Source organism: Ekhidna sp. (genome assembly GCF_039960695.1).
Taxonomy (GTDB): Bacteria; Bacteroidota; Bacteroidia; order Cytophagales; family Cyclobacteriaceae; genus Ekhidna.
Window position 1 is genome coordinate 39,577 of record NZ_JBDVKP010000016.1, and the last position, 24,494, is coordinate 64,070.

At 39.6% G+C, this 24,494-nt stretch carries 16 protein-coding genes; 11 read left to right on the forward strand and 5 right to left on the reverse strand.

Translation table 11 applies throughout. The annotated features are described in order from the left end of the window. Positions 1–19: 19 nt before the first annotated feature. From sprA to ABJG98_RS09995, 3 genes are all read left to right on the forward strand, one after another. Positions 20–7,120, forward strand: coding sequence for a cell surface protein SprA (sprA, locus tag ABJG98_RS09985; RefSeq protein WP_348279368.1), 7,101 nt, complete (start codon positions 20–22; stop codon positions 7,118–7,120). Between the two features lie 63 nt (positions 7,121–7,183). Continuing rightward, positions 7,184–7,558: a glycine cleavage system protein GcvH gene (gene gcvH, locus ABJG98_RS09990; RefSeq protein ID WP_348279369.1), complete on the forward strand. Its 375-nt coding sequence runs from the start codon at positions 7,184–7,186 to the stop codon at positions 7,556–7,558. 107 nt (positions 7,559–7,665) lie between these two features. Further along, positions 7,666–8,343: an energy transducer TonB gene (locus ABJG98_RS09995; protein WP_348279370.1), complete on the forward strand. Its 678-nt coding sequence runs from the start codon at positions 7,666–7,668 to the stop codon at positions 8,341–8,343. A 62-nt stretch (positions 8,344–8,405) separates the two neighbouring features. On the opposite strand, the gene ABJG98_RS10000 is transcribed toward ABJG98_RS09995, so the two are convergent. From ABJG98_RS10000 to ABJG98_RS10010, 3 genes are read right to left on the reverse strand one after another with little or no spacing between them, the layout of a single operon-like run. After that, positions 8,406–10,988: a hypothetical protein gene (locus ABJG98_RS10000; RefSeq protein WP_348279371.1), complete on the reverse strand. Its 2,583-nt coding sequence runs from the start codon at positions 10,986–10,988 to the stop codon at positions 8,406–8,408. 2 nt (positions 10,989–10,990) lie between these two features. Then, a complete protein-coding gene (gene gatC / locus ABJG98_RS10005) occupies positions 10,991–11,278 on the reverse strand; it encodes an Asp-tRNA(Asn)/Glu-tRNA(Gln) amidotransferase subunit GatC (RefSeq protein WP_348279372.1) in 288 nt (95 codons plus the stop codon). An 11-nt stretch (positions 11,279–11,289) separates the two neighbouring features. Further along, entirely contained in the window at positions 11,290–11,865 is a 576-nt protein-coding gene (locus ABJG98_RS10010; RefSeq protein WP_348279373.1) for a lysophospholipid acyltransferase family protein, read from the reverse strand. Between the two features lie 281 nt (positions 11,866–12,146). Between ABJG98_RS10010 and ABJG98_RS10015 the strand changes: the two genes are divergently transcribed. The 8 genes from ABJG98_RS10015 to ABJG98_RS10050 all read left to right on the forward strand — a co-directional run bounded on the left by ABJG98_RS10015 (position 12,147) and on the right by ABJG98_RS10050 (position 22,643). Beyond that, the gene (locus ABJG98_RS10015) at positions 12,147–13,073 is read left to right on the forward strand and encodes an ATP-binding cassette domain-containing protein (protein WP_348279374.1); all 927 of its coding nucleotides are present in this window, start codon (positions 12,147–12,149) and stop codon (positions 13,071–13,073) included. A 21-nt stretch (positions 13,074–13,094) separates the two neighbouring features. After that, entirely contained in the window at positions 13,095–14,408 is a 1,314-nt protein-coding gene (locus ABJG98_RS10020) for an ABC transporter permease (protein WP_348279375.1), read from the forward strand. Positions 14,409–14,444: 36 nt separating this feature from the next. Continuing rightward, a complete protein-coding gene (locus tag ABJG98_RS10025; protein WP_348279376.1) occupies positions 14,445–15,662 on the forward strand; it encodes a HAMP domain-containing sensor histidine kinase in 1,218 nt (405 codons plus the stop codon). 87 nt (positions 15,663–15,749) lie between these two features. Continuing rightward, positions 15,750–17,258, forward strand: coding sequence for a F0F1 ATP synthase subunit beta (gene atpD / locus ABJG98_RS10030; protein WP_348279377.1), 1,509 nt, complete (start codon positions 15,750–15,752; stop codon positions 17,256–17,258). Between the two features lie 11 nt (positions 17,259–17,269). Beyond that, the gene (gene atpC, locus ABJG98_RS10035; RefSeq protein WP_348279378.1) at positions 17,270–17,521 is read left to right on the forward strand and encodes an ATP synthase F1 subunit epsilon; all 252 of its coding nucleotides are present in this window, start codon (positions 17,270–17,272) and stop codon (positions 17,519–17,521) included. A 176-nt stretch (positions 17,522–17,697) separates the two neighbouring features. Further along, complete coding sequence (locus ABJG98_RS10040) at positions 17,698–18,441, forward strand: GLPGLI family protein (protein ID WP_348279379.1); 744 nt, start codon at positions 17,698–17,700, stop codon at positions 18,439–18,441. A gap of 15 nt (positions 18,442–18,456) precedes the next feature. Beyond that, the gene (locus ABJG98_RS10045) at positions 18,457–21,180 is read left to right on the forward strand and encodes an outer membrane beta-barrel family protein (protein WP_348279380.1); all 2,724 of its coding nucleotides are present in this window, start codon (positions 18,457–18,459) and stop codon (positions 21,178–21,180) included. Between the two features lie 200 nt (positions 21,181–21,380). Beyond that, positions 21,381–22,643 (forward strand): CHASE2 domain-containing protein, encoded by a 1,263-nt coding sequence (locus ABJG98_RS10050; protein ID WP_348279381.1) that lies wholly within the window; start codon positions 21,381–21,383, stop codon positions 22,641–22,643. Here the strand turns inward: ABJG98_RS10050 and ABJG98_RS10055 are convergent. Together ABJG98_RS10055 and ABJG98_RS10060 are read right to left on the reverse strand one after the other, a co-directional pair. Continuing rightward, a complete protein-coding gene (locus ABJG98_RS10055; protein ID WP_348279382.1) occupies positions 22,633–23,229 on the reverse strand; it encodes an aminotransferase class IV in 597 nt (198 codons plus the stop codon). The two genes, ABJG98_RS10050 and ABJG98_RS10055, sit on opposite strands and share 11 nt — an antisense overlap. 10 nt (positions 23,230–23,239) lie before the next feature. Further along, complete coding sequence (locus ABJG98_RS10060) at positions 23,240–24,346, reverse strand: acyl-CoA desaturase (RefSeq protein WP_348279383.1); 1,107 nt, start codon at positions 24,344–24,346, stop codon at positions 23,240–23,242. Between the last annotated feature and the right edge of the window lie 148 nt (positions 24,347–24,494).

Here is a 24,494-nt window from a genome sequence, read left to right on the forward strand (position 1 = left end):
ACTACTAAGAGCCCTTTTTTTGAAAGTAAATCTTCATATACGATTCCTCTTTTCGATTCTTATTTTGGGCTGTTGGTCTCAGGCGAATGCTGGGTACTTGCAAGAACAGGATACTGTCAAGAATGATACAGTCGGTCCCTACGAACCAAGCATTAAACCAACCTTTCAGCCTAGTTATAGGTTTGGCAATCCTTTTTCATTTCGAAGTTCCAGGTCACCACTCTTTTTAAGAGATCCTTCACAAGTGGACATGCAGGTGCAGTTCAATCCAGATACTACTTCAGATGAGGCCGGAGTGACATACTCTGTATATGAAAATATTGGAGCATTGGATTTTAGACCTGCGTCATTTATGACATTCAGTGAATTTAATAGCTACAATAATTCTCAACTTAATAGGGAATATTTCAAGGAACGTTCAGCTGGATTGGATGGCGAGAGCGCAGTGAGCGGTCGTAGTTTGATACCACGATTGTATATAAGCCCAGTATTTGATCGAATTTTTGGTGGAAGTTATGTTGATATTCAGCCAAATGGATTCGTTAACCTGGATTTTGGGGCACGATTTCAACGAATTGATAACCCGGCAATTCCTCTTCGTCAGCAAAAGAACGGCGCTTTCAACTTCAATCAGCAAATCAGTATGAACGTTGTGGGGAAAGTAGGAGAGAAACTAGAGATCACAGCCAATTTTGATAACAACAACACCTTCGACTTTCAAAATAATCTTAAGGTCGTCTATACCGGATATGAAGAGGAGATTATAAAGAAGATCGAGATTGGAAACGTAAGTATGCCAGTAACCAACTCTCTCATGAGTGGAGCACAGTCATTATTTGGCATCAAGACTGAACTACAATTTGGGAAGCTCTACGTAACCACAGTGCTTTCCCAGCAAAGAGGAAGAAACGAGACATTAACGATAGAAAGCGGCTTTCAGGGTCGCGAGTTTGAGGTGCAAGCATCTGATTATGAGGAAAACAGACATTTCTTTTTAGGGCATTTCTTTAGAGATAATTATGAGCAATGGTTGTCTACACTTCCTCAAATTACTTCTGGTGTGAATGTGACCCGTGCAGAAGTATATGTGCTTAATCGTAATAACGATACTCAGACCACAAGAAACATTGTTGGTTTCATGGACCTTGCAGAAGGTACAGTTATTTACCGACCAGCAGAGCCAAACATTGGGAGTGGACGTGGGGGTCCGACCAGAAATGGAGCCAACGATCTATTTTCTAATCTGGTTACACAATCTGCTGATGGAGTGGACAGTTACGTACAGTCAACCTTTCCTTCCTTCGAGAGTTCTACCGACTATGTAAAGGTCACGACTGCAAGGAAACTAGACGAGGCTGAATATACTATCAATCGCGAATTAGGATATATCACACTCACAAGGAGCTTAGCAAGTGACGAGATACTTGCTGTTGCCTATGAGTACACTTTTAACGGTGCAGCTTACAAGGTAGGTGAGCTTACTGAAGATTATCAAAGCCGATCTGATGATCAGGTTATTTATCTAAAAATGCTTCGTCCAAACAAGATCAATACAGTGGTGCCTACCTGGAACTTGATGATGAAAAACGTCTACAACCTAAATGCAGCTCAAATCAGCCAGGAGGGGTTTCAGTTGCGAATCATCTATCGTGACGACAATACGGGGCAGGACAATCCATCATTGCACGAAGGAAGGCAGATTAAAGACAAACCTCTCATTCAAATATTCAGCCTTGACCGTCTCAATCCTACGGGCGATCGCTCACCGGATGGAAATTTTGATTTTATAGAAGGGATAACGATCGACCCTCAAAATGGCAACGTTATATTTCCGGTATTAGAGCCTTTTGGCCAAACCCTGGAAGACCAGTTTGATGCGGATGAAGGACGCCTCGTAGATAAATATGTTTACGATGCCCTTTACGATGAACCAAAAGCAACTGCCGAACTGGATGCAACTCAAAATAAGTTTGTTATTTCAGGTAGGCTAACTGCCGGGTCTTCCAGCGAAATCACTTTACCCGGCATCAATATAGCAGAAGGTTCTGTGCTTGTTACCGCAGGTAATACTCCTTTGACTGAAGGTCTCGATTATACAGTCGATTATAATTTGGGACGTGTAAGAATCCTAAACGAAGGGATCCTTAGTTCGGGAAAAACGATTCAGATCTCGTACGAGAAAGCAGATCTTTTCAACTTCCAAACAAGAACCCTCACAGGTGCACGCTTCGATTATCGGTTCAATGATAATTTCAATATTGGAGCCACCATACTTCATCTTAACGAAAGACCTGGTGGAATATCCAGATATGCAGTAGGAAATGAACCAACTAGCAATACAAAGTATGGGTTTGATATTAATTATCAGAATGAATCTCGCTTCCTTACCAAAATGGTAGATAAGCTACCACTCGTGAGTACAAAGGCACCTTCTACAGTAACCTTCAATGCTGAATTTGCTCAGCTAATACCCGGGACCAGCAACATTGTAAATGGAGAAGGCACATCCTATATTGATGACTTTGAGAATGCAATCACGCCTATCAACATCATGGGATGGCAAGCGTGGAAGCTAGCAGCAACACCACGCGTATTTGCCGAAGCACAAAGTGGAAATTCAGGATTAAACTATAACTATCGGAAAGCAAAAATTGCATGGTATACTGTTGATAATAGCATTTTTTATAGAGCAGGCGGCAACAATCGTCCGTCCAATATTTCAGATACAGATCTTGAAAATCATTACGAGCGAGCGGTACTACCTCAAGAAATCTTTCGACAAAGAGATCAAACACTAGTCAATTTCAATGAGCCAATTTTTGATGTTGCATATTTCCCGGAAGAGCGCGGACAATACAATTACAATCCAGCTAGTTTCAATAATCTATTGCCAAATCCAGAGCAAAACTGGGGAGGTGTGACTCGAGCAATTACGAATGAGGTCAATTTCAATAAAACAAATATTGAGTACCTGGAATTTTGGTTGATGGATCCATTCGTTAATGGTGATAACGGAGTTGTAAAAGATGGCAGGGTCAATAACAATGCTAGCTTAGATACAAATGGCGGACAATTGTACTTTAACCTTGGAAGTGTGTCCGAAGATGTGGCCCCAGACGATATGCATGCATTTGAAAATGGATTGCCAGCAAATGGAGAAGTAGGACCTATAAGTACGTGGGGACAGATTACGCAAGACCAATACCTGACCAACTTTTTTGAAAATTCACCAGGTGCCAGAGAGAATCAAGATGTAGGTATAGACGGATTAAAAGATGACGAGGAATCGCTAATCCTTCAAGAAAATGGAATTACCCTTAATGTTCAAGATGACATCTCTGCCGATAACTTCAGGTATATCCTTGATGGTTTTTATGATCAAGCAGACGCAAAAATTGTCGAACGATACAAAAACTGGAATGGCATGGAACGCAATTCCCCGATTGCGGGTGGAGGAGGTAATTTCATTCCTGCTTCTACTACATTACCAGACAATGAAGATGTAAACCAGGACAATACGATTTCAGATTTAGAAGAATACTTCGAGTATCGCATTGATTTAGAACCTAAGAATCAATTAACAAATCCAGAAGGAGGAAATCTGGTTTTAAATGAATACATAGTAGATCAGATTGAAAGTGGCAATGGAGAATCTAACTGGTATTTATTCAGAATTCCAATTAAAAATGTAGGCACTCCAATAGGTAGCCCGACATTTGAAAACATCAAATACATACGTATGTATCTGACCGGATGGAATACACCAGTCGTGTTACGCTTTGCCCAAATGAGACTTGTAGGTAGTCAATGGCGAAAATTTGATCGAGCATTGAATGAGCCAGGCCTTGATGCGATACCCAACATAGAAACATCAGATTTCTCAGTTTCTGTTGTGAATATTGAAGAAAACAGTACAAGTACCACTGGAGGTGTGCGATATGTTTTACCTCCAGGCCTTGATAGAGATATTGATAATACGACTACTCAAAACCGGAGGATAAACGAACAGTCCCTTCAGGTATGCGTGGAAGATCTTGACGATAAAGATGCTCGAGCAGTGTATAAAAACGTTTCTTATGACCTCATCAATTATGGAAGAATGAAAATGTTCTTCCACGCAGAAGCATATGAAAATGACATGGTTCTTGACAATGAAGTCACGGCGTTTATGAGATTAGGAACTGATTTCGATGAAAACTATTATGAAGTGGAGGTTCCACTGATTGTAACACCCCGTGATGTTACAGGGAGTATTGAGGATGTGAGGAGGCAGGTTTGGCCGTTAGAAAATGAGATTGACATTTCAATTAAAGAATTACTCGGAATTAAGTCTGAACGAAATAGAGCTAACCTTGATGAGAATATTCCTTACTCTGTTCCGTCCAACGATAGCAAGTACACCTTTACCGTGAAAGGAAGACCAGACCTGAGTGCAGTGAAGGTGCTGATGATAGGAGTGAAAAACCCAGGCGATGAATCCAGTTCGGCTAAATCTGTATGTATTTGGGCAAATGAACTTCGCGTAACAGATTTTGATAGCAATGCGGGATGGGCGGCCAATGCACGACTTAGCACCAAGCTTGCTGATCTAGGAACAGTTTCGGCATCTACTCGCTATACTTCTATTGGTTTTGGAAACATACAACAGCGAATTTCTGAACGATCAAGAGCCGAAACAACCCAGTATGATCTTTCGGCCAATCTCAATTTGGAAAAATTCATGCGACCGGATAAGACAGGCCTTGTAGTGCCTATGTTTGTGAGTTACGAGAAGACCACCGTCACGCCACAGTTCGATCCACTTGACCCAGATGTTCCGTTAGAGGCGTCCCTTGAAGCAATTAATAGTCCCGCAGAACGTGAACGGTACAAAAGAATAGTGCAAGATCGCACTACCCGACGAAGTATCAACTTTACTAATGTTAGAAAAGAAAAAGTAAATACGGACTCACGCAGTAAGATTTACGACATTGAAAACTTTTCATTTAGCTACGCTTATAGCGATCGTGTGTCCAGCAACGTGAGTACTCAAACTTTACTTAATAAAACAGTGAGTGGAGGTGTCAACTATAATTTCACGCCAGCAGCATGGAGCATCACACCTTTTGGAGAATCTCAAAAACTGACTTCTCCATATCTGGCATTGATCAAAGACATCAATTTTTCCCCGGTGCCTAGCAACTTCTCCTTTTCAACCTCCTTGAGAAGAGATTTTCGACTCACCCAATATTACAACAACGAGCTCACTACAGAAGGAGTTGATCCGCTGTATGAGAAAACCTTCACATTTGCCCGTAATTATGGCTTGCGCTGGGACATCACAAAAAGTCTTGGATTAACATATAGTGCAACTGCAAATGCCGTTATTGACGAGCCGGAAGGCATCATTGAAGGAGATATTGACACCAAGTTTGAGCGCCGATATATCTGGGATCAGATTTTTACTCTAGGGCGTATGAAGAACTTTAGCCAGAATATTAGCTTGAGTTATTCGCTTCCCTTGGATAAGCTTCCTTTTACTGATTGGCTATCTGTCGATGCTGGATACACCGTTGGCTATGGATGGATTGCAGGAGCGATTAACCGTACTCAAAGTGATACAGTAAGCTTAGCTAACGATGATTTGTTCTTTGGAAACTTCATCAATAATCAGCGCACAACCACTTTTAGACCAAAAGTGGATATGAATAAATTGTATAATAAAGTCACCTTTCTGAAAAATGCTAATACCCCTCCCGGGAGGGGCGAATCCGTGAGTCCGGGAAGTCAGGCGCTTCGATTTCTGATGATGCTTAAATCAGTAAATGGAACATATACAATCAATGAAAGCACATCTCTTTCAGGCTTTAAACCGACAGCATTTTTATTTGGATTGGATAGCGGATTTAATGCACCAGGAATTGGATTTATACTTGGTAGTCAGGATGCAGGAATTAAGCAAAAAGCTGCCAATAATGGTTGGATTGTTAGGAATCCAAACCTCAATTCACCTTTTCAACAAACGTACGGGACTGATATAGATGTGCAAGCTGACCTTCAACCAGCGAAAGATTTAAGAATACAATTGACCTGGAGCAGGGGATTAAACAATCAATATCAAGAAATCTTTAGATTCGACGATGATCAAGAAGCGTTTCAAACACTTACTCCGTCCAGAAGTGGTAGCTATTCGATCTCGTTTCTATCCATCAAAACTGCTTTTCAAAAAGACGCAGCTGACAACTCGTCGGATGCCTTTTCACAGTTTGAGCAAAATCTAATTGATGTTCGGGAAAGACTCAATCGCGTAAATTCAAATGGAGATTATGACACGCTCTCTCAAGATGTGCTCATACCGGCTTTTATTGCCGCATATTCGGGCAAAGATGTGAATGGTTCAGATCTTACTCCATTTCCAAAAATGCCACTTCCAAATTGGCGCATAGATTACACAGGTTTAATAAACATTCCAGCTCTTTCGGAGCTTTTTTCATCGTTCACTATTTCTCATGGATACAACTCCACATATAGTGTGTCCAGCTTTACAAACTCATTAAACTATGGAGAAGATTTAATTGGTTTACAAAATGACATACTTGATTATCCACAAGCGCGGGATGATAGCACGGGAAGATTGGTTCCAGTTTATATCATCAATCAGGTGATGATATCGGAGCAATTTGTTCCATTAATTGGATTCAATGTGCGGACAAAGAATAATATATCAACACGTCTGGAATTCAGGAAGAGCAGAAGTCTCGCATTGAATATGTCTAATGCTCAGGTGACAGAGACCACCAACAATGATATCACACTAGATCTGGGCTATTCCAAAGTAGGCTTTAAGTTGCCTTGGAGATGGCAGGGCAGAACACTCACATTAGAAAATGATTTGACTATGCGAGTGGCAGCTTCGGTAAGAGATAGTAAAACTGTTCAGCGTAAAATCAATGATAAGAGTACGATAACGAACGGAAACTTAACCTGGCAAATACGCCCTACAATCACTTATAAAATTAATAATCAGCTTGATTTTACATTCTATATGGAAAGGAACGTCACCGATCCAAAAGTGCTTAGTTCATACAAGCGTGCAACTACAGCATTTGGCGTTCAATTAAGATTTGGTCTTGCACAGTAGTTCAGTTCGCTTGTAAGTCTTATTTTTGACGCCCGTTAGAAAACTAAGATCAAATAAACGCACATGAATATTCCATCAGAATTACAGTATACCAAAGATCACGAATGGGTGAAAATAGACGGTGATGTCGCAACCGTTGGTGTTACTGATTTCGCTCAGGGCGAATTAGGCGATATCGTTTACGTAGAAGTAGAAACAGAAGGGGAATCTCTGGATACTGGAGAAGTATTCGGAACTGTTGAAGCTGTAAAAACTGTTTCTGATCTATTTATGCCATTATCTGGCGAAGTGATTGAAGTCAATGAATCGCTAGAGTCCAATCCAGAGTTTGTAAACTCAGATCCGTATGGTGAAGGATGGATGATAAAAATCAAAATCTCAGATAAAGGGGATCACCTAATTTCTGCCGAAGATTATAAGGCAGAAGTAGGAGGATAGGAAATATTGGAATGTTTTTTGCTTAGTTTAAGTAAATACCCTCGTCCTTTTGGTATATAAAAATTGAAGGACATATATTTGATGTTCAACTTCACAAAAGAAGGAATATGGAACCTAAAAAAAATCCGAAAATAGACCTTTCCAGACAATCAGGACTTTTCCTGAACATTGGAATGGCAGCCAGTTTGTTGCTGATTATATTGGCATTCGAATGGAGGACTTATGATGACTCAGGCCTGATGGACCTTGGTAATATTGATGATGACTTTGAGGATATCATTGATATTCCACCTACCGAGCAGCCACCTCCCCCACCTCCGAAAGTTCAAATCCCAGAGATCATTGAGATCCCTGATGAGGAAGAAATCGAAGAAGAAATTGAAGTTGAATTGGACGTAGAAGTGACCGAGGAAACTGTGGTTGAAGAGATTGTATTCGAAGAAGCTCCTGAAGATGAGAATGTAGATGAGATTTTCACAATTGTAGAAGAGTCTGCGTCATTTCCTGGAGGTATCACAGCATTCTATGGGTACCTGAAGAAAGAACTTAAGTATCCAAGACAAGCCCAGCGAATGGGAATAGAAGGAAGAGTGTTCGTTCAGTTCGTTGTGGAGCGTGATGGAAGCTTGACTGACATTCACGTAGTTAAGGGTATTGGAGCTGGATGCGATGAAGAAGCAGTAAGAGTTTTGAAAGAATCTCCAAAATGGAAACCAGGTAAGCAACGTGGTAAGCCTGTTCGTCAGAAAATGATTCAGAATATTCTATTCAAGTTCGCCAACTAGGAATAGATTGAATAAAGTAAAAAGCCTCTTGAGAAATCAAGAGGCTTTTTTTTATCTCTTTGCTACCAAGATGCAGCATCTAATTCTTTCTTATGTTCGTCAAATCGCTTGCTTATGGAATTGTATTCAGAGGCCGGAAGCAGTTCGCTAAGCTTTTCCATCGCTTGATCAGCATATTCTATTAGATTCCAATCAAGAGAGACAAATGCATACTTGCTGAGCAAATCCACACTGTAAGGATTAATCTCAATAGCGTCTACCAAAAGTTCATATCCTCCAGAAGTTCCTCTTCGTTTCAATTCATCTACAACAGCAACTACTTGAGTTTCGTGAAAAGCATTCATTCGACCCAATGCAATTAATTCTACCTCGGATAGACCATCCAGTTTCGGGATGAGACGAATTTTTGGGTGAGGAATCTTGTAATTTTCCAGTTTGTCTAAGAAGACATTGGACTTTTCTGTCAATTCAGGGTTCCTTTTGAGCGCTTTCAAAAGTTCATCCGGCACTTTGCTTTTGGCACCCATTCTAGCCAAAACTTCCAAACGACTAAAAAGCGATTTTGTGAATTTTAAATCAAGTGCTTTATCGAAGAATTCTACTGATAATTTGTAAGCATCCTGATCTAAAGCAAGCTTACCCAAGGCGTCATAATACTCACCCTTATAATATTGATGTGTGTTGGCTTGCAAATAATCTAGCATCATAAAGGCATCATTAACTTCACCTTTATTGTAGAGATGAATTGCTAAAGCCTTTCTCAGTCGGTTATTAAATACACCATCAGTCGAGTTTTCAACTTCTTTCCTAATCAGACTTTCAATCGAATCATGATCAAATATGTAACTGCTGTTGAGTAGGTAAGTCTGCCGGTGTAGATAGCCTGCATTTTCAATTCCTGAATACGTAAATGATAGTGGTGTATTCAAAGTTTGAGTGGTAAGTATGTTACTTTTTACACCGAAGTTTCCATCCTCATAGTCTACCAGAATAGAGCTGGAATCAATCAATTCCATCTTTTTAAAAACATTCCATTTGTTAACAGTTGGAGCGTTGTTCCATTCATTAAGAGGATTTGCTTTCTGAAAATAGTTGAGTGCTTGGTCCAGATTCCTTTTTTGCATGTGTAAAAGGCCAAGATTATTTTCTACTTCTCCATTGACTTCATTTCGAAGAGATTCTTCGTAGACGGCTTGAACCTTATTCACATTTACTTCAGCATCCAAATTTCCGTAATTTATCAGAGCATACGGTGAAGGATATCGTTGAGAGCTACTGAAAAAATAAGTTTTAGCCGGATATTCTGCACCCTTTTTTAACTCTTTCCAGCCAAGAGAGTAGTTTGCATAATGTGTATTAAAACCAAGATAGCTGGCCTGTAAAATGTATTCATTAGCAAGAAGCGAGTTGCCTTCTGTTTTAGCCTTTTGAGCAAGGTAATTGTAATAACCAGCCTTAAGTAAATTATATGGTTCTTGCCCCGCCAAGAAATAGAATGCAAGCACAGCAAAGAATCCGCCTAGACGTGCACTTGCATATGGAAAGTTTCTTTCTTTATAGACTATTTTATGAATCTCCATCCCCTTAATCAATGGGTCAATAAAGTTGCCGATGACATATAAAAAGAATAGAGTGCCAAAGCCAATATGGAAATACAGAACGAAATAATGAAAAGCCTGATATACCGCATCATTTCCTCTAATCATATGATGTGTTAGAAAGATCAAACTAGTAATGCCTAAGCCGAGTACCAGCAAGTAAAGCGTGGATTTAGCAAGGTATTTAGATAGAAGATCAGACTTAGACTTTAAGCTCCATAAGCTTATCAGGCCAGAGATAGATAGTAGAATAAATGGATCAAAAAAGTGGAAACCATTTTCGTATAATCCCGACTTGTTGAGATAATATAGGATCAAATTTCCAAGATAAATCAGGGAAAGGATGAGAAAATGAACATGATTATTTTTTCCGCCTTTACCTGAGGTCACCACGTATAAAATGCTGAAGTTGATCTCCTCCGCAATAATAAATAGGAACAAGAGCGCACATACCGCAAATCCAAAAAGTGAGTGAGCAATGATGTGATCTGTAAATAGTACTCCATTTTTGACTCCAAAAAGAAGGAGAGTACTCAATATCAACAATGTCAATATACGGATGAGAAGCGGGGTTGACTTTTTATACTCATGGAAAATAACCAAGGGAATAATTAAAACAAGTGCAGGAATGAAAACGACCATTTTGGTCTGAAGACCAAACAAGCCAACTTCAAATAAATTGAGCCTGTTTAGGAAAAGGGCAAAGAGCGCAACTATAATAAAGAATGCATACCTCTTTAAGTAGGTGGCTGCCACAAGAGCAACACAGAGGCCTAGCCACATTAAGCTCAAGAAAGCCCGATCCTGAAATATATCCCTCTTTATTTCACTACCTGTGTATTGTTCACTTAAAAGATATTTTTCGCCTTTTATTTCGTGAGAAGTTAAATCTGTTTCTAATGTCCAGGCAGGAAATTCAATAATTTCACCCGTCGTTGTAACTTCCCAATCGATTGCATTATCATATCCGGATTGATAGGACCACAACATAGCTAGCATGCACGCTATGAACAATCCTGTTAGAGGTTTCAATAAAGTCTTATTCACAGTTAATTAATCACTTTAGGTACTCTGAAGTATTCAGAATCTTGTCTGGGTGCATTTTTCAATGCTTTTTCACGAGATAGCTGATTGCTAGCCATATCTTCTCGAAACGCATTTATTTCTGTCGACATTCCAATCAAAGGCGCAACACCTTCTGTATCTACCTCTTTTAACTTGTCTACCCAATCTACCATCTTTTGTAAATCCTCGACCATTTGCCTTTCATCCTTTTCATTAAATGAAAGCCGCGCCAGATGAGCGGTTTTCGTTACGATCTCTTTTGTGATTTTCATGAATGACAAAGTTAACCAGCAACAGCTGATTGATTTAATTCTGTTTGAATGACACGGAAAACCTCCTGTTTGAGTTTTTTCACATCCTCATCTTCTTTTCCAACAGGCCAAATGGGCCGATGATAGACAATTCGACATTTTTTCCTTCGGATATTGAGAAGGTCATCATCAGGAAGAATCCGAAAATTATCAGGCATAGAGACAGGGATGATCGGTAAATTATTTTCAGCAGCTATTTTAAACGCTCCATCTTTGAAGTCAACCATTTTTGGATAGCTCTCCAAACGAATACCACCCTCCGGGAAAAAACCGAGATTAAAACCATCTGCCACAGCTTCTCTTGCTTTGACCAGACTTCTTGCTCTACTTCGATAACTGGATCTATTTACAGTGATATGCAGCGTACGATACATATATCCAAAAAGGGGAATGCGAGCGAGCGAACTTTTCCCGACGAACTTGAATGGCATGGGGAACAAACCTAAAATGGGAATATCCAGATATGAAAAATGGTTTGAACAAAGAATATATTGTTGTTCTTTATCAAGTTCAAATTTCCATTCCTGAAGAATTGGAATAAAAGACATTTTCAAAAAACATTTTGCCCAAATACAATTGATTTTGAGTGCTACTTTATGCAAAGGCTTAAATGGTACCATTAAGAGTAATGGAACGATGAGAATAAGAAAGTAGAAAACCATTGAAAAAATGGCCCACAAAGAATAAAAACGCCTTAAAATCATATTGCCGGTTAGGTGTGCAATTAAGCCACTAAATTAGTCGCAAAATCCAGTCAGTAGAAAAAAATACGCTGCTGTGTAATATTTTCCTAGTTTCGTGCACTAATGTCCAAAAAACCGAAATCATTGTGAGCCTATTAAAAGTAGAAAACATAAGCAAGTCCTATAGCGAGCATCAAGCATTGTCAGATGTGAGCATGGATATCCCGGAAAAAACCATTTTTGGCCTACTTGGGCCTAATGGTGCAGGAAAAACAACACTCATTCGCATCATAAACCAAATCATTGAAGCAGACCAAGGCGCGATCCTATTTGATGGTTCGCCACTAAACCTCGACCATATTCGAAATATTGGTTACCTGCCTGAGGAAAGAGGATTATACAAAAAAATGAAAGTAGGAGAGCAGCTGGTTTACCTGGGACAGCTCAGAGGGCTTTCCATGAAAGAAGCTTCAAAGCGAGGCAAAGCATGGTGTCAGAAGCTTGAAATCATGGACTGGTGGGGGAAAAAGATCGAAGATCTTTCTAAAGGCATGGCTCAAAAGATTCAATTTATAGCCACGGTTATGCATGAGCCAAAATTAATAATCCTGGATGAACCTTTCTCCGGTTTTGATCCTGTGAATGCAAATTTGATCAAGGATGAGATTCTAGAGTTAAGAGAAAAGGGAGCTACAATCATTTTCTCTACTCACCGAATGGAATCCGTTGAGCAATTGTGCGATCATGTGGCAATGATCCATAAATCAGAAAAGATACTTGATGGCTCTAAAGTGGAAATCAAGGAGAAGTTTCGTGATGGCTCCTACATTGTTGAGTTCAAAGAAGGTGAGATAAAAACTGGAGCAGGATATGAAGTTATAAGCACTGAAGAGATAGGAAGAGGCCTGAAACGCTCACTTATACAGTATTCAGCAGAGGGCAACCCAAATGAACTTTTAAAGCAGTTGATCGGCCAGGTCGAAATTCATTCATTCGTGGAGAGAATCCCTAGTATGAATGACATATTTATTTCACTAGTAAAAGGAGAAAATCCTGAATTGGCAGAAGCCTAAATCACCAAAAGACTTAATCATATGAATAAGATATTTTTAGTAATACAGCGTGAATTCATGAGCAGAGTAAAGAAGAAATCCTTCTTGCTCGCCACGATATTAGTGCCATTGATATTTCCAGCAGTAATTGGCGGTATGGTTTATCTCGCCATTCAAAATGAAAAAAATAAAGAGACAGAAGTTGTTCAGGTATTGGATGAAAGCGGTCTTTTAAGTTTTGAGGATTCTGACAGATACTCATATAAATCTGTAGAAGGCTCGCTGGAATCAGCCAAAGATGAGTTTAGCAAATCAGAAGATTTTGCACTTATATACATTCCAGATTTTGATATTGATAAGCCGGAAGGAGTGGTGTTCTATGCAAAAACCAGTCCTGGCGTAAACCTTGTTGATCGATTTGAGAATAATATTGAAGCACAAATAAGAGACATCAAATTGACCAGATCAGGGCTAACAGAGGAACAGCTCGACCAGCTAAAAACATATGTAAGAATAGACTCATTTAATATCACTGAAACCGGTGATGAAAAGAAAAGTGATGCCGGATTTACTTTTGGAATAGGTTATGTAATGGGATTCCTTATTTACATTTTCTTGTTTGCTTATGGAGCGCAAGTGATGCAAGGTGTGATCGAAGAAAAAAATAGCAAGATTGTAGAGGTAATAGTTTCTACAGTTCGCCCATTCCATATGATGATAGGAAAAGTGGTAGGAGTTGCTTCAGTTGGTATATTCCAGTTTTTGATTTGGATGATTTTGATGAGTGTAATCTCTTTCGCTGGTATGTCGGCATTTGGTTTAAGTATTGATCCAATGGAGTCTTCACAAATGATGCAACAGGCGGATGAAGCTTCTGCTGTCCAGGCAAATGAGAAGGTACAGGAAATAATGACCATTATCAGAGATATTCCGATAACCCAAATAGTACTTCTGTTTGTTTTCTACTTCCTTGGCGGATATATGCTTTATGGAGCGCTTTTCGCAGCGGTTGGTTCTGCGGTAGATACACCGGCAGATGCTCAGCAATTTATGATGCCAATCATGATGCCAATCATTGTTGGTTTAATGGGGCTCTTTATGTTTGTATTTAATGATCCACACGGGTCAGTTAGCTTTTGGCTATCTGTCATTCCTTTTACCTCACCTATTGTAATGATGGGTAGGATCGGATTCGGCGTCCCTGCATGGGAGATTGCATTAAGTATGGTTACGCTCGTAGGAGGGTTTATTTTTACCCTTTGGTTGGCCGGAAGAATTTATCGAATTGGAATACTTATGCACGGCGCAAAAGTGAACTATAAAGTACTCGCAAAGTGGCTGATGCAAAAGAATTAAGATGATCGTGGTTATTTTTAACCAAACGATCATCCTTTGAAGAAAAAGTTTAAAGAAGCTACAGGCAATACACTAGCCCCACTGCGACCACATTTAAAGTGGATCGTGGTGGGGTTTGCTGTTTTAATAAGCTTTGGATCTATACTTTATACAAATAGCCTTGTAGCTCAAATTCGAGATCGGGAACAAAGACAAGTCGAAATATATGCCAGTTCGCTGGAGTTTTTGGCTAATGAAAGCGAAAACGTAAACTTCTTCCTCATTCTGGATGAGATCGTTGCAGCGAATCATTCCATTCCTGTGATTCTCACTGATGAAAATGAAAGACCTGAAGACTTCCGTAACTTGAGTAAAGCGGGTAGCATATTGGATCCTGCAGATAGAGAGCTGTTTCTTCGCGAAGAAATTGAAGTGATGAAGGAAGCTCATCCGCCCATAGAAGTTACCCTAAAAGACGATCAAGATATCATTTACGGGTATAAATACATCTTCTATAAGAACTCATTTTTACTAAGTCAATTAAAATATTATCCGTATGTTCAACTTTCCATCATTGCACTCTTCAGTATAATCACTTTTTTGATCCTTAATTATATGAGGCGTGTTGAACAAGATCACGTTTGGGTGGGGCTTGCAAAAGAAACCGCACACCAGCTAGGCACGCCTCTATCCTCATTGATGGCCTGGTCAGAGTATTTCAAAGGGATATATGAAGATCAGCAAGAAGCGCTTGTTGAGTTTGATAAAGATGTAGATCGTTTGAAGGTAATTACTGATCGCTTTTCAAGTATTGGAAGTGAACCTCAATTGACAATGCTCAATATTGCGGATACAGTTGATGAAATAGTTATTTACCTTCAAAAAAGACTGTCTACAAAAATCACAATGACCGTTTCCACTTTTCCTAATCGTGATATTGAAGCGAAAATTAATGAATCACTTTTTGCTTGGGTTATAGAAAATTTATGCAAAAACGCAGCAGATGCCATGGAAGGCAAGGGATCCATTCACATTAGCATTTTAAGGGCAAATGAAGGTCATATTGCCGTGGATGTACAGGATACAGGAAAAGGAATCCCTAAATCGAAAATTAAAAATGTCTTCCGTCCTGGATATACTTCTAAGAAGCGTGGTTGGGGACTTGGACTAACATTGGCAAAAAGGATAATTGAACAATATCACAGAGGAAAGATTTTTGTAAAACTGTCAGAAACCAATAAAGGGACAACTTTCCGGATTTACCTGAATGGATGAGGTTGAAAAACCCTTTTTCCTTATCTTTTTTTCCCTTAATTTCGCACCAAATTTCAAACAACCCCATTAATATAACCACAAGAAATAATGGCAAATAAAGGTAAGGTAACCCAGATTATTGGCCCGGTAGTAGACGTGAGCTTTAGTGCTGAAGGATCAAAACTTCCAAAAATCATGGGCGCACTAAAATTGACTCGTCCGGACGGTGTTGAGGTGATTTTGGAAGTTCAGCAACATTTAGGTGAAGAAGCTGTGAGAACCATCGCGATGGAAAGTACGGATGGCGTTAGCAGGGGTGCTGAAGTAACTGATTTGGGATCACCTATTAAAATGCCTACAGGCGAAGCGATCAAAGGGCGTCTTTTCAACGTTGTTGGAGAAGCTATCGATGGCATGGAGCAAGTAGACCATTCGAATGGTTTACCAATCCACAGAGATGCGCCTAAATTCGAAGACCTGTCCACAGCGACAGAAGTACTTTTTACAGGTATTAAAGTAATTGACTTGATCGAACCTTACGCAAAAGGAGGTAAGATCGGATTGTTTGGTGGTGCGGGTGTTGGTAAAACCGTATTGATTCAGGAATTGATCAACAACATTGCAAAAGGACACGGTGGTTTGTCTGTATTTGCTGGTGTGGGTGAAAGAACAAGGGAAGGAAATGATCTTCTTAGAGAGATGATCGAAGCTGGAATCATTGATTACGGTGAAGAATTCAAAGAATCCATGGAAGCAGGCGGATGGGACCTGTCCAAAGTAGATAAAGAAAAACTTAAAAATTCTAAGGCAACATTTGTCTTCGGTCAAATGAACGAACCTCCCGGAGCTCGTGCGCGTGTAGCGCTTTCAGGATTGACGGTTGCAGAGCACTATAGAGATGGTGATGGCGATGGAAAAGGAAAGGATATCCTTTTCTTTGTGGACAACATCTTCCGATTTACTCAGGCTGGTTCTGAAGTATCTGCACTCCTTGGTCGTATGCCATCAGCAGTAGGTTACCAACCTACACTTGCCACAGAGATGGGTCTGATGCAGGAACGGATTACATCCACAAAAAGAGGATCAATTACATCTGTACAGGCTGTCTACGTACCTGCTGATGACTTGACAGATCCAGCTCCAGCTACTACATTCTCTCATTTAGATGCTACCACAGTACTTTCAAGGAAGATTGCGGAATTAGGTATTTATCCTGCGGTGGATCCACTTGATTCTACTTCAAGAATCTTAAGTGCCGACATTCTGGGTGACGATCACTACGATTGTGCACAGCGCGTGAAAGAGATCCTTCAGAGATACAAAGAACTTCAGGACATTATTGCCATCCTTGGTATGGACGAACTGTCTGATGAAGATAAAGAAGTAGTGCACAGAGCAAGAAGGGTTCAACGATTCCTTTCTCAACCATTCCACGTTGCAGAGCAATTTACTGGTCTACAGGGAGTATTGGTAGATATTAAAGATACGATCAAAGGATTCAACATGATTATGGATGGTGAGCTTGATCACTTACCTGAATCAGCTTTTAACCTTGTAGGTACCATAGAGCAGGCAATTGAAAAAGGTGAGAAACTAATGGCAGAAGCCAACGCTTAATCTTAAAACTTATGTTTTTAGAAATAGTAACGCCAGACGAAAAAGTATTTGAGGGAGAAGTACTAAGTGCCTCATTTCCCGGCAGTGACGGGTCATTTCAGATATTGAATAATCACGCGCCAATGGTTTCTACACTAGGCAAAGGAGACATTCGTTACCAAGAGGAGAAAAAAGAAGAAGTTCATATTCTGGTAGAAGGAGGAGTTGTTGAGGTAATGAATAATAAAGTGAATGTACTCGTTGAGAAAATACACAGCGAATAATCATAAATCCACAAAACTTTTAGAAGCCATCTACTTGATTGTAGGTGGCTTTTTTGTTTAACAACCTTTAACTCATTTTAACGGCACTTCAGGTTTTGAGAAAGTAACTTGCTCAAGTTAAACTCGATAGCATTTAAGCTGTCTAAGGTTGTTATTGCTTACCAAAACATATGAAAGTGAAAAAAATAATTTGCCTGAGTTTAGTGTTACTTGGTTCCGTAGCGCTTGCTCAAAGTACTGAAGGTGTAATCACCTATGAGCGAGTGATTAAAATAGACACCGATCGATTTCCGGAGGAAATGCGGAGCATGATCCCGGCAGAAAGAAAATCAAATTTGCAACTGATCTTCAATAGTGAAGAAGCGATCTACAAGACTGTGAAGCAACAAGAAGATATTAATCAAGAAGTGACAGCCGGGAATGACCGAATGCGTTTCAGGATGCGAACGGATGAAAGCGAGTTCTATACCAACTTAAAGAAAAAAACCTCTTTGAATAAGCAAGACTTCTTCGGACGAGTTTTTCTCATCGAAGGGGAAGATAGTACGTTGGAATGGAAGGTGACCAGTGAAATGAAAACGGTTGGCAAGTATCAAGCGATAAAAGCGACAGCAATGAGGGATACCATTCCTGTAGAAGCATGGTTTACACCCCAAATTCCTGTTGCATTGGGTCCGGGTAATTACAAAGGCCTTCCAGGAATGATATTGCATGTAAGCGTGAATGAAGGGCAGCAGACCATTACTGCAACCAACATTGATATTCGCGCTCTGACGGAAGCGGAAGCTATAGTTGCACCAAATAAAGGCAAGAAAGTTTCGCGAGAAGAGTTTGATAAGATTCGAGAGGAAAAGATGGCTGAGATGAGGGAAATGAATGGCGGAACAGGCCGGGGCGGCACGGTTATAATAAGAAACTAACCGACTATACTCAAAATGAAAGGACTATTATTTTCTGCTACGCTGCTTTTTGTCACAATCACAACAGCTCAAAATATTTCAGGAACCATAACAGACTCAGGTGGTGAAAAATTATTTGCCGCTACAGTCATGCTTCTGCACGAACAAGACTCAGTGCTTGCTTCCTTTGCTATGACAGATGAGCAAGGGGTGTTTGTTATTGAAAATGCCAAGACAGGTAAATATGTCCTTCGTGTCAACTATGTAGGCTATGAAGCAGTAGATAAAAGAATAGAGGTAAAAAACATTGATATCAATGTGGGGACTATTCAATTGGATCCGACTGAACTTGAAGAAGTAGTGGTGGAAGGTGTAGCCATTCCTATCACAATGAAAAAGGATACCATAGAGTACAATGCAGCGGCATTTGCAACCAAGACAAACGCAGTAGTGGAAGATCTGTTGAAAAAACTTCCTGGCATGGAAGTGGAGCGTGATGGCACCATCAAATCTCAAGGAGAAACAGTGAATAAGGTCTTAGTGGACGGGAAAGAATTTTTTGGAGATGACCCTAAAATGGCAACCAAAAACTTACCAGCCGATGCGGTAAACAAGGTTCAGGTTTTTGATCAGAAATCTGAGTTTTCTCAATTTTCAGGTATTGATGATGGTAATGATGAAAAGACCATCAATCTGACCCTTAAAGAAGATCACAAAAAAGGAACTTTTGGTACTGTAAGTGGAGGCTATGGTACCGACGAGCGATACGCTTTGTCTGCCAACATAAATCAATTTCGGGAAGACAATCAATTTTCATTTATTGGGAAGCATAATAACATCAATCAACAGGGATTTTCCACTGGTGAATACATCTCATTCATGGGCGGCCTGGGAAATCTTATGAGTGGTGGCGGTGGATTTAGGTTAGGTGGTGGTGGAGCTACAATAAACAACGGACTGAGCGACGGATTTGTAAATAGTACATCTGCCGGCCTTAATTTCAACAGAGATTTGAGCGAAAAAACAGAAGTGAGAGCCAGCTATCTATTTTCCAGAATCGAGAACATTACCGCTAAGGAAACGGATAGAACCAACTTCGTAAATGACGAGACCTTTGATACAGAAGAATCAGCAAACTCTATAAGTGCTGGAAACAATCATTCGCTTAATTTGAATGTCAAGCACAAATTTGATAAATCTCAAGATATTCAGATCAGAAACACCCTTAGCTTTCAAAATGGTGACGTTTCCAATATTACCAATACGATCAATCGCAATGCTACCGATACTACATCCAGTGTAAGCGATTACAATTCCATGGGAACAGGTCACAACATTAATTCACGATTGATCTATCGAAAGAAATTCCCAAGGATTGGTCGGACATTTGTAACCGAACTGAGCGTAAACTCGCAAAATAACGACTCAGAATATTTTCTTAACACATCAGTAAATAATGGGGAAGCAGTTACCAACCAGGAACAGCAAGCATTAACCAAATCCAACACGCTTGGTATAGAGGTTGCCTATACTGAGCCATTGGGGAAAAATAAATACCTCGAACTCAGATATGAACGAAATGTAACAAAAGGAACTAATGATAAGGACTTTTATGACATTTCAGGAGGCGGCAGAGTGTTTGATTCCAGTTTAAGTTCCATTTATGACAGAGATTATAAATACAACCGCGCGGGTCTAAGTTTTAACTATGCGCTGAATGATTTTAGAGTGACTACAGGAGCAAACTATCAGTTTAGCTCATTGACAGGAGAGTTGCCGGAGCAAGGTCAAACTTTTGAGAATGAGTTTAATAGAACACTACCATTCGCCCGGATAAATTATGACATTACTCAAAGCTTGGGACTAAGTTTCAACTATAATACTCGTTTAAATACACCTTCGATCACGCAATTGCAGCCCGTTGTTGATAATTCGAACCCATTGAATATCTATGAAGGAAATCCCAATCTGGATGCAGAGTATGTACATTCAGCAAGATTGAATTTTCGTTACTTCGATCAGTTTACCTCTACATCATTATTTAGTTTTTTCAACGCTAGCTACACTTTAGACAACATCGTAACAAGTAGAGAAGTGGATAATCAAAACAGAACCACCTCACGTCCGGTAAATGCTGATAATTCGTTGATGTTAACTAATTATACCTCATTCAGTCGACCAATAAAATTTGCCAAGACAAGGTTTAGGATTAGCAATCGTCTTGCTAGAAATGAAGGTTTTGCTATTGTCAATGGTGTTACTACGGAAACAATTACGATGAATAATACAGTAAGTTTTTCATTGGAAAACATGAAGAAAAAAGTCGTTGATTGGTCGGTTGGAACGAATTATACCGTTGGTAGCACAAGTGGCTCAAACGAAAGTTCAAATCAGGATTACACAAACTGGGTCTACTATGTCGACGCTACCTTATTCTTGCCAAAGAAATGGTCGGTTGGTAGTATCTACGATTACAATATTTATAAAAGCGCCTCATTCGCAGGTGATCAGGAGGTGCAATTATGGGAAGCATCTATTCAAAAGGAATTCTTAAAAAACGAAAGAGCACAGCTCAAACTATCTGTATTTGATATCCTCAATCAAAACCGTGGTGTCAATCGTACCACAGACTTCAACTACATTCAGGAAGAGCGTATTGCAAGCATTGGTACGTATTATATGGTCACCTTCACTTACAGACTTTCTGAATTTGCTCAAAGAAAGGGTTTCATAAGAATGCAAGGAAATAGAAGAGGTTAAATTTTCAGAAACGTGCGTCCAGAAGGAACCGAAATATTTTTGGTTCTTTTTTTTTCAGACAACCATACAACCCAAATCAGCATTCTACTATCAAATGCTTCTCTTGAATACCAAAGAATTAACGGATTAGATCAATAGACAAAAGGTCGACTGAGGGTAACTGAATAGGGTTAGAGAAAAAAGTTTTTTTTCTTTAGGGCATGAAAAGATTCACTTTAGATACCATTCTCTGCACGATTTTCATCTTTGCCATCCTTGGCTTCTTCGCTTCACTACCATTACTCAAAATTTTTGATGCATTCGATCCCGTTGGAGAAATGTTCTCTGATTTTGAGCTTACCGATATCGTTTTTTCACAATTGAGGGATGAGCCAATCGCTGATGAAGAACTCGTAATTGTCAATATTGGAGAACTCAACCGAGAGGGAATCGCTCAGCAAATTCGAATCTTAAACAAATACAAACCAAAAGCGATCGGACTGGACGTCCTGCTAGATGAGTCTCAACCTTTGGAAAACGATAGCATGTTGGTTCGTGCTTTTCGGGAAACACCAAACCTGATTGTTGGTGAAAAGCTGGTAGATCTAAATAAAGAGGGAACAGAATTCACACACATTTTAAGGCCTGAAGATCACCTGTCAGAGCATGTAGATTTTGGCTTTGTAAACCTCATTACAGACGCTCGAACGCAACATGATCTAAAAGTGTGCCGAGAATTTACTCCAAAGCAACTGGTAAAAGGAGAGATGAGGTATGCATTTCCTGTCCGGTTGGCTATGGCAATAGATTCGGCTAAATCACAGCGTTTTCTGAACAGAGAAAATGAAGTTGAAATCATTAATTATAAGGGAAACGTTATGAATTTTGTTTCTCAGAATCCCCGCATGAAGTACTTTACACTAGATGTCATGGATGTTCTGGATGAGAATTTTACACCTGATCTAATCGAGGATAAAGTAGTGATCATGTGTACAATGGGAAGATTTTTAGGAGATGTTCTCACACGAGAAGACTATTACTTTACCCCTATGAATGAGCGATATGTTGGAAAAGCTGAACATGATATGTTTGGAGGAATCATTCATGCAAACATTATTTCCCAAATCATCGACGAAGATCACATCGATACAATGCCGAAAAATGCATCAATAATTCTTGCTATTGTACTGTGCCTGGTTAATGTTTTTTTCTTTAAAATGATCTATGGAGCAATCCCTAAATGGTATGATGGAGTTACAAAATTGATTATTCTATCAGAGGTGTTTTTCCTTGCCACCCTAATGATCTATCTATTTTACGATTACAATTATAAGGTTGATTTCACCCTTGCTTTAATCGTCATTGCCCTATCCGGTGATGCGATTGAAGTGTATCATGGTGTAATTAAAAACCTGTTCAGTAAGCGCAATAGAAAGGAAATTTTTAAGGTTAATATGAAGTTCTGGGAACCGATCAAGACTTGATTTGAGAGATAGGAAGTTCCAATTGTCCTAAATCAAGCATCGCATTTATCAAACTTACTTTTTCAAATGCAGATAGGTCATCAACTTGGATTTCTCTTTCTTTAATCCTCCCCTCATGGATCAATTGGGTTCTCCTCACACCATTTAAAAGTGGCGTATTTGGTGTAAACCAGAAGGTACCATCCCAAAAAGCAAGATTAAAGTACGATCCGTCGGTTAGTTTATTTTTTACTGCAATGATGATGTCATCTGCAGAAGATTCACGCAAGAGCGAATCGATACTACTCCGGTCTTCATATTTATATGAATAATGAATGGATGCCGTATGTACTACTTCGAGTGTTTCTATTTTTCGAGCTTGATATTCTATAAACTCCAAATCATAGGTAGCATCTTCTGAGTCAACATCATAAACCATGCGTACCTTGTATGTGCCCGCTAGTTTTAAGTTTGGAAGAATCTGTTCCAGATCATGAGAGTCATGACCGGACAAAAACTGAGCAAACACACCATCTAGTCTTGCTTGATGAAGCGGTAGGTTTATGTAGCGTCCATCTTTAAATAGAATGCTTTCGATGAACCGCATGAATCATTATCTAAGCTGCTTGAACAGAACCTACCTTCAAGTCTTTAGCACTTCCCATCTCCCTCATGTGTCTGAAATGGCTGGCTACTGCTGCACCAAAGGAAGGGAAAGCATAGTATGGTAAGTCAAATTCCTTTACCGTCTGCTGTACGAACTTAGAGATAGCCGGATAATGTACGTGGCAAATATCTGGAAAAAGATGATGTTCAATCTGAAAATTGAGTCCACCCAAAAACCATGAAAGAACCTTATGATCCATGCCATAGTTGCAGGTAGTTCTCAGTTGATGCATAACCCAGCTATGCTTCACATGTTCTGATTCTCCCTTAAAAAATTCAGCTGGCTCTACTACATGAGCGGTCTGGAAGATCATGGCAAGCATAATACCTGTGATGCAGTGCGATACAAAGATCATGATAATAGTTATCCATGCAGGGATAGGAATTAAAATGACCGGAAGAACAAGGAAAACAACCCAGTAAAAGACCTTTCTGAGAATGGTCTTTGTCAACTCCATGGGGAAGTCTTTCTTCTTAATCAAACCCATTCGGCGATAGTCAAATATTTTGATGAAGTCTTTGGTGGTAATCCACTCCAATAGTGGCACACAATAAAAAAGAGGTGCATAGATATGTTGAAACCGATGAAACCATTTATGCGGTTGATTTTTCGAATATCTAAACACTACACGTGGGAGGATATCTTCATCCGTTTCTTCAATATTAGTATAGGTGTGATGAAGTACGTTGTGCTGAATGTGCCAGATCAATTTGTCAACCCCGACTATAGTCGCTGAAAATGTCATCAGCTCATTCATCGATTTCTTCTTAAAGTATGACCCATGAACAGAATCATGCATGATCGTGGTGCCAATAAATGCCTTTCCAACTCCCATGATCATCCAAAGTCCCATGAGTAAAAACAGAATGGTAAACCCAGCTGAAATCAACAAGAAATAAGGGAGCAAATACATCGATAATATCACGATGGTCTTTACAACCATTTTTGAATTGGCATTGCGCTGGATTTCATTATTCTGAAAATAATCATTTACGCGCTTTCGGATTGCTGCCGCAAACTCCCTGTCAAGCTTATTTTCAAATTTGTATTTGATCATGTCTCTAATGTTTCATTTTTAATCCAACACCCCTAAATGGAAGATGTTTAAATAAAAATCACAAAGCGCAAAGTTACCAAGAAAAGACTGAGAGTCAATAGTATACATCGGATCAAAATCATGATATAGCGAGTATTTACCGCTCTAA

Excerpts from the sequence above, each read along its gene's own strand:
- ABJG98_RS10020 (WP_348279375.1), top strand. The coding sequence starts at position 13,095 with ATGAATAAGATATTTTTAGTAATACAGCGTGAATTCATGAGCAGAGTA.
- ABJG98_RS09995 (WP_348279370.1), top strand. The coding sequence starts at position 7,666 with ATGGAACCTAAAAAAAATCCGAAAATAGACCTTTCCAGACAATCAGGA.
- gatC (WP_348279372.1), bottom strand. The coding sequence starts at position 11,278 with ATGAAAATCACAAAAGAGATCGTAACGAAAACCGCTCATCTGGCGCGG.
- ABJG98_RS10055 (WP_348279382.1), bottom strand. The coding sequence starts at position 23,229 with ATGCGGTTCATCGAAAGCATTCTATTTAAAGATGGACGCTACATAAAC.
- ABJG98_RS10060 (WP_348279383.1), bottom strand. The coding sequence starts at position 24,346 with ATGATCAAATACAAATTTGAAAATAAGCTTGACAGGGAGTTTGCGGCA.
- atpD (WP_348279377.1), top strand. The coding sequence starts at position 15,750 with ATGGCAAATAAAGGTAAGGTAACCCAGATTATTGGCCCGGTAGTAGAC.
- atpC (WP_348279378.1), top strand. The coding sequence starts at position 17,270 with ATGTTTTTAGAAATAGTAACGCCAGACGAAAAAGTATTTGAGGGAGAA.
- ABJG98_RS10010 (WP_348279373.1), bottom strand. The coding sequence starts at position 11,865 with ATGTCTTTTATTCCAATTCTTCAGGAATGGAAATTTGAACTTGATAAA.
- gcvH (WP_348279369.1), top strand. The coding sequence starts at position 7,184 with ATGAATATTCCATCAGAATTACAGTATACCAAAGATCACGAATGGGTG.
- ABJG98_RS10050 (WP_348279381.1), top strand. The coding sequence starts at position 21,381 with ATGAAAAGATTCACTTTAGATACCATTCTCTGCACGATTTTCATCTTT.
- ABJG98_RS10045 (WP_348279380.1), top strand. The coding sequence starts at position 18,457 with ATGAAAGGACTATTATTTTCTGCTACGCTGCTTTTTGTCACAATCACA.